This is a genomic window from Zoogloea sp., assembly GCF_041904905.1.
Lineage (GTDB): Bacteria > Pseudomonadota > Gammaproteobacteria > Burkholderiales > Rhodocyclaceae > Zoogloea.
In genome coordinates, this window is the sequence record NZ_JAYRMI010000052.1 from 21,925 (window position 1) to 28,548 (window position 6,624).

Consider the following 6,624-nt stretch of genomic DNA (forward strand, 5'->3'; position numbering starts at 1 on the left):
GGTGGTCGAATCACCGGGTCTTCTCCTCATGACACGCTCCATCGAACAGACCGGGCTCTTCCAGCCCGACGCCGCCGCGCCGGCCCTGCCTGCGGCGCTCGCCCCCTCCGCCCACGCCGCCCGGCGCCGCGCGAAGCGCCGCTGGCCGGCCCGGCTCGACCTGCTCCAGAGCGCCTCCGGGCTGTTCCTGGCGGTCTTTCTGGTGGCGCACATGTTCTTCGTGTCGTCCATCCTCATCGGCCACGATGCCTTCTACACCGTCGCCCGCTTCTTCGAGGCCGGCTGGCTGTTCGGCACGCCCCAGCCGTGGGTCGTCTCGTGCGTGGTGGGCTTCGTGCTGGCGGTGTTCGTCGGCCACGCGTGGCTGGCGCTGCGCAAGTTTCCCGCCAACTGGCGCCAGTACCGGGCCTTCGCCGAGCATCGCCGGCAGCTGCGCCACAGCGACACCGGCCTGTGGTGGCTGCAGTTGTGGACCGGCTTTGCGCTGTTCTTCCTGGGCACGGTGCACCTCTACGGCATGCTGGTGCATCCCGAGCTGATCGGCCCCTATGAATCCGCCGACCGTATCTGGACGGGCACCATGTGGCCGCTCTACCTGCTGCTGCTGTTCGCGGTCGAGCTTCACGGCAGCGTCGGCCTGTACCGGCTGGCCCTCAAGTGGGGCTGGCTCGAAGGGCGCGACCCGGCTGCCAGCCGGCGCCGCCTGCGGGCGGTGAAGACGGCCTTCAGCGTGTTCTTCGTGGGCCTTGGCCTGGTCACCCTGCTGGCCTACGTGCAGCTGGGCATCGCCCACGCCGACCGCGCCGGCGAACCTTACGTGCCCACCGCGGCCAAGGCCGCCCGGGGCTGACCATGCGCATCCACTACACCGACGTGCTGGTGATCGGCGGCGGCCTTGCCGGGCTGCGCGCCGCCGTGGGCGCCCGGCGCCGCGGCCACGACGTGACCATCCTCAGCCTCGTTCCGCCCAAGCGCTCCCACTCCGCCGCGGCCCAGGGCGGCATGCAGGCCAGCCTGGGCAACACCGCGATGGGTGCCGGCGACAACGAGGACGTGCACTTCGAAGACACCGTGCGCGGCTCCGACTGGGGCTGCGACCAGCAGGTGGCGCGCCTCTTCGTGCACACCGCCCCCCAGGCCGTGCGCGAGCTGGCCGCCTGGGGCGTGCCCTGGAACCGCATCCAGGCCGGCCCCCGCGAGGTGGTGATGGACGGCCAGCGGGTGACGCTCACCGAGCCCGCCGCCATGCACGGCCTCATCGCCGCCCGGGATTTTGGCGGCACCAAAAAGTGGCGCACCTGCTTCGTCTCGGATGGCACCGGCCACGCCATGCTCTACGCGGTCTCCGACCAGGCCATCGCCGAAAGCATCCCGGTGCACGAGCGCACCGAGGCCATCGCCCTGATCCACGACGGTCAGCGCTGCCACGGCGCCATCGTGCGCGATCTCGTCACCGGCGACCTCTCCGCCTACGTGGCCAAGGCCACCTGCATCGCCACCGGCGGTTTCGGGCGGATCTACCGGGTCAGCTCCAACGCCGTCATCAACGAAGGTATCGGCGCCGCCATCGCGCTGGAGACCGGCGCGGTGCCCCTGGGCAACATGGAGGCGGTGCAGTTTCACCCCACCACCATCTTCCCCGCCGGCATCCTCGTCACCGAAGGTTGTCGGGGCGACGGCGGGCTGCTGCGCGACGCCAAGGGCCACCGCTTCATGCCCGACTACGAGCCCGAAAAGCGCGAGCTGGCCTCCCGCGATGTGGTGTCGCGGCGCATGGAAGAGCACATCCGCGCCGGCCACGGGGTGAAGACCCGCTTCGGCGAGCACCTGTGGCTGGACATCACCCTGCTTGGCAAGGCCCACATCGACGGCCGCCTGCGCGAGGTGAAGGAAATCTGCCAGCACTTCCTGGGCATCGACCCGGCCCGCGACCCGATCCCCGTGCGCCCGGCCCAGCATTACTCCATGGGCGGCATCCGCACCGACGCCGCCGGCCACGCCCGCGGCCTTGCCGGCCTGTTTGCCTGCGGCGAGGCCGCCTGCTGGGATCTCCACGGCTTCAACCGGCTGGGCGGCAACTCGGTGGCCGAGACGGTGGTGGCCGGCATGATCGTCGGCGAGAAGATGGCCGACTTCGTGGAATCCGCCGCAGGCGATCTGCATGTCTCCACCGCCCTCGTGCGGGAGTTCCTCGAACGGGAGCAGGCAAAGCTCGACACTTTGCTGCATGGCAACGGAAGCGAAAGCGCAACCGAACTCACACGACGGATGCAGGACATCATGACCGAGAAGGTGGGCATCTTCCGCCGCGGCGATCTGCTCGAATCCGCGGTGACCGAACTGCAGCAGCTGCTGGAGAAGAGCCGCCACATCGGCATCGCCACCCGCCGCCCCGGCAGCAACCCCGAACTGGTGTCCGCCTACCGGGTGCAGAAGATGCTCAAGCTCGCCCTGTGCGTGGCCCACGGCGCGCTCACCCGCACCGAGAGCCGCGGCGCCCACTACCGCGAGGATTACCCCGCCCGCGACGACGCGAACTGGCTCAAGCGCACCCTCGCCACCTGGCACGGCGACGCCACCCTGCCCACCCTCGCCTGGGAAGACCTGGACGTGGCCGCCATGGAGCTGCCCCCCGGCTGGCGCGGCTACGGCGCCCGCAACGCCATCGAACACCCGGCCACGGCCCGCCGCGCGAGCGAGATCGACACCATCCGCCGCGCCTTCGGCCACGCCGACCGATACACCCTGCAACACGCCCTGATGCCCTTCGACCACCTGCTGCCCGAGCGTTACCGGGGCCGCAACGAAAGGCCCGGAGACGCCACATCATGAACGCCCCCATGTCCCACGTCCGCACCGTCACCCTCCACCTGCGCACCCTCACCGGCGGCTCCACCCCGGTCGAGATCGTCGAAGCCCCCGACCTGACCCTGCTGGGCGCCATCAAGCAGGCCAAGGGCGCGCTGCCGCCCACCTGGGTGGATGGCTTCATGTGCCACTCGGGCGCCTGCAACACCTGCAGCGTCACCATCAACGGGGTGCCCGGCGTGCCCTGCACCGCCTTCGTCCGCGACCTGGGCCGCGACATCGCCGTGGCCCCCGGCATCCACGCCGAAGGCTGGGACGGCCTGCGCACCCCCGTGCGCGGCGGCCACTGAACCCGCCCCCGACCCCCCCCGCGAAAGGCCCCGCCATGAGCGCCCCCCGCAGCCTCACCCTGCGCATCCTGCGCAGCAGCCCGGGCGAGGGCATCGCCCCCCACTGGCAGGATTTCCTCGTCGAAGAGGCCGAGGGCATGACCCTCTTCCTCGCCCTGGGCGAAATCCGCGAGCGCCTCGACCCCTCGCTGCAGTTCGATTTCGTGTGCCGCGCCGGCATCTGCGGCAGCTGCGCCATGCTCGTCAACGGCAAGCCCACCCTGGCCTGCCGCTGCCTCACCCGTGACCTCGACCCCCTCGTCACCCTGGCGCCCCTGCCGGTGTTCGAGCTGATCGGCGACCTCTCGGTGAACACCGGCAAGTGGATGCGCGGCACCGCCGAACGCCTCGAAACCTGGATTCACAGCCAGGAAGAAGCCCCCCTCACCGCGGTGGAGGCGCCCATGGAGCCCGCCCTCGCCGAAGCCATCTACGAGCTTGACCGCTGCATCGAATGCGGCTGCTGCATCGCCGGCTGCGGCACCGCCCAGATGCGCCCGGATTTTGTCGGCGCCGTCGGCCTCAACAAGATCGCCCGCTTCCGCCTCGACCCCCGCGACACCCGCAGCGACGACGACTTCTACGACCTCATCGGCGACGACACCGGCGTGTTCGGCTGCATGAGCCTGCTGGGCTGCCACGACGTATGCCCGAAAGGGCTGTCGCTGCAGACGCAGATCGCGTTTCTGCGGCGCAAGATGGTGAAGGTGGGCGTCCTGTAAGCCCAGGTGTCGGGCACCCGCCCGACACGCCCACCCCACCGAACCACCAATCAACCCGGCCCCCACGACAAAGCCGGCCAGCAAGACCCCGCGCCCTTCCAGGCAAATCCCCCCTCGCCCCAGCCCTGGGCCGATCCTCCCGAGGAAGATCCCGCCGCGGAGATAAAAAATTCCGAAACCCTGCAGGAAAATCCCTTTTTCACGCAGAGGCCCGGCCAGGTGGCAATTATCGAGAGGCCGCCGGCCATTAATTAATCCCGAGACGGCCAGCGGTTTTCCGGATCTGGAATTAATTAATTGCCTGGAGGTATTTTCGGAGAAATCGGCGGGCCAAAAATTAATACCGTCGAGGTATTAAATTTTGGCCCGAAGGCGCAGGAAAAAAGCTGCCGGGCAATCAAGCCGGAGCCCGGAGCGGTTTTCCTGCGAAAGGCCGGCCGGGCGCAGCGCTCAAGCGGCCCCAGGCGCCGCCCCCGGCGGGTCTTCCCCCCGCAGCGCCGCCCACACCGCGTCCAGCAGGGCGTGGAACGCCGCGTCCTCCGGCACCGGGTGAAGGGCGAGGTCGTCGAGGGTGGCAGTGTATAGCCGCTCGCCGCCGTCCTTCAGCGCCCGCTCCAGCAGCGGGCGGACCACCTCGACCGGCTCGCCCCGCAGGTGGGCGCAGTAGGCGCGGTTGCCGAGGACCATCGGCTTGTCATCGATGTCTGCTTCCGCCTGCTCGAACAGGCTGGCAGCGAGGTCGAGGTCGGCTTGCCGCTGGTCCAGCGCGGCCCACTCCGCCTTGGCCCGACACAGCAGGGTGAAGCCCTTGCTGTTCCGCACTCTTGCCACTCGCTTGCGCATGGCTGGAGTGTCGTCCTTGGCGTACCGGGCCTCGACGAGTTCGTAGGTGGCGATGGCCTCGTCGGTGCGTCCGAGTTGTCCGAGGGTGTTGCCCTTGTTGTTGAGGGCCTTTGCCACCTGCTCGCGCAAGGCGGGGGCGGTGTCCTTGGCGTAGCGGGCCTCGACGAGATCGCAGGCGGCGATGGCCTCGTCGGTGCGTCCGAGTTGTCTGAGGACGTTGCCCTTGTTGAAGAGCGCCATTGCCACCTGCTCGCGTAAGGCGGGGGCGGTGTCGTTGGCGTAGCGGGCCTCGACGAGTTCGTTGGCGGCGATGGCCTCGTCGCTGCGTCCGAGTTGTCCGAGGGCGTAGCCCTTGTTGACGAGCGCCTTTGCCACCTGCTCGCGCAAGGCAGGGGCGGTGTCCTTGGCGTAGCGGGCGTCGACGAGTTCGTAGGCGGCGATGGCCTCATCGGCACGTCCGAGTTGCCCGAGGGCGTAGCCCTTGTTGACGAGCGCCATTGCCACCTGCTCGCGCAAGGTGGGGGCGGTGTCCTTGGCGTATCGGGCCTCGACGAGTTCGTAGGTGGCGATGGCCTCGTCGGTGCGTTCGAGCTGACCGAGGGCGTAGCCCTTGTTGAAGAGCGCTCTTACCGCTGCCTCGCGCAAGGCGGGGGCGGTGTCCTTGGCGTAGCGGGCCTCGACGAGATCGTAGGCGGCGATGGCCTCGTCGGTGCGCCCGAGTTGTCCGAGGGCGAGTCCTGCGTTGAAGAGTGCTTGGGCGGCGGCTTCCGCCGGTGCATCCGGCATGTCGGCGGCCTTCCGCCACGCCTCGGCCGCTTCGGCTTTCTTGTCCTCTCCATAGGCCGCGTAGCCGCGGCGCTTCCAGTCGTCGAAGGTGTATTCGCCTTCGTCCTTCCGGTTCAGGGCGGCGGCGGAGCGTTCGAGCGCGGCGAGCAGGTCGGGGGGGATCGGGGCTGCCGTGGAGTCTGGCTTGCCCATCCGCTCCCCTATCAGACGTATGGCTTCGGTGACTTTGTCGCCTTCCGCTGCCACGCGCTCTCGCACGGCGTGGATATGGGCGCTTGCCTGTGCTTGCAGTTCGGCGATCTCGGTTTCCAGCTTGGCGATGTGTTCCTGCGCGGTCTGGGCGGCCTGCTCGGCGTCGCCGATGCGGCGCCGGAGTTCGGCTTCATGGGTGGCCAGCCACTCCTTGACGGTTTTGGGGGCTTCTTCCTTTGCGACAGCTTGCGCTTCATCGCGGGCGCGGCTCTTGACGGAGACGTAAGCGATCAAACCGATGGCAGCAAGGGCGACGCTGACGAGGGCAGAGAAGGCGGTGAGCCAGATGCTCACATCCCCGATCCGGCTTCCCTGCTGGTCGATCCGCTTGTCCTGGTTATCCACCCGCGTGCCCAGTGCGGCGACGTCTTTCTGCAGGCTCTCCTTCGCCGCGTCCAGCTTGACCTGGGCGAGTTCCTTGTAGGCGTTGAAGTCGGATTCGGGGACGGATTTGTCCGCTGCGCTGCCTGGGCCGGCGAGGGCAAGGGCGAGGAGGGCAAGGGCGAGGAGGTGGCGGGCGGTCTTCATCGGTCGGGTGCTTGCGCGATGGTTTGCCGGGAGCATAGCGCAGGAATGGGCGGGCGGTGGGGGCGCCAGTCCTTTCGTAGGTCGGGTTAGCCCAGCGGGCGTAACCCGACATGCCCGCGCGACGATGCGGCGCGATCGTCTCCGACGGCATCGTTTCCCGTGCCTGGCCGTCTTCGCTCGCGGGGGCCGGCCGGGTGGGCGGGGTGGTGGTGTCGGGTTACGCCCTGCGGGCTAACCCGACCAAACCCCAGTCCCGGTGGGGTGGCGGGGTGTGGTGGTGTGGGGGTTAGCCCCCC

5 protein-coding genes are annotated in these 6,624 nt (G+C 69.1%); 4 read left to right on the top strand and 1 reads right to left on the bottom strand.

Annotated features, from left to right (window positions below; genetic code table 11):
- Positions 1 to 28: 28 nt before the first annotated feature.
- From ACE3N6_RS13935 to ACE3N6_RS13950, 4 genes are read left to right on the top strand one after another with little or no spacing between them, the layout of a single operon-like run.
- On the top strand, positions 29 to 850 hold the full coding sequence (locus ACE3N6_RS13935; protein WP_374246381.1) for a fumarate reductase cytochrome b subunit: 822 nt from the start codon (positions 29 to 31) through the stop codon (positions 848 to 850).
- A gap of 2 nt (positions 851 to 852) precedes the next feature.
- Positions 853 to 2,832, top strand: coding sequence for a fumarate reductase flavoprotein subunit (locus ACE3N6_RS13940; protein ID WP_374246382.1), 1,980 nt, complete (start codon positions 853 to 855; stop codon positions 2,830 to 2,832).
- A complete protein-coding gene (locus tag ACE3N6_RS13945) occupies positions 2,829 to 3,158 on the top strand; it encodes a 2Fe-2S iron-sulfur cluster-binding protein (RefSeq protein WP_374246383.1) in 330 nt (109 codons plus the stop codon). The genes ACE3N6_RS13940 and ACE3N6_RS13945 overlap by 4 nt, the downstream gene beginning before the upstream one ends.
- A gap of 35 nt (positions 3,159 to 3,193) precedes the next feature.
- On the top strand, positions 3,194 to 3,919 hold the full coding sequence (locus ACE3N6_RS13950) for a fumarate reductase iron-sulfur subunit (protein WP_374246384.1): 726 nt from the start codon (positions 3,194 to 3,196) through the stop codon (positions 3,917 to 3,919).
- A gap of 450 nt (positions 3,920 to 4,369) precedes the next feature.
- On the opposite strand, the gene ACE3N6_RS13955 is transcribed toward ACE3N6_RS13950, so the two are convergent.
- Positions 4,370 to 6,328, bottom strand: coding sequence for a tetratricopeptide repeat protein (locus ACE3N6_RS13955; protein WP_374246385.1), 1,959 nt, complete (start codon positions 6,326 to 6,328; stop codon positions 4,370 to 4,372).
- Positions 6,329 to 6,624: the final 296 nt, after the last annotated feature.

Coding starts and splice junctions, on each gene's coding strand:
- ACE3N6_RS13935 (WP_374246381.1), top strand. CDS start 29: ATGACACGCTCCATCGAACAGACCGGGCTCTTCCAGCCCGACGCCGCC.
- ACE3N6_RS13950 (WP_374246384.1), top strand. CDS start 3,194: ATGAGCGCCCCCCGCAGCCTCACCCTGCGCATCCTGCGCAGCAGCCCG.
- ACE3N6_RS13945 (WP_374246383.1), top strand. CDS start 2,829: ATGAACGCCCCCATGTCCCACGTCCGCACCGTCACCCTCCACCTGCGC.
- ACE3N6_RS13940 (WP_374246382.1), top strand. CDS start 853: ATGCGCATCCACTACACCGACGTGCTGGTGATCGGCGGCGGCCTTGCC.
- ACE3N6_RS13955 (WP_374246385.1), bottom strand. CDS start 6,328: ATGAAGACCGCCCGCCACCTCCTCGCCCTTGCCCTCCTCGCCCTTGCC.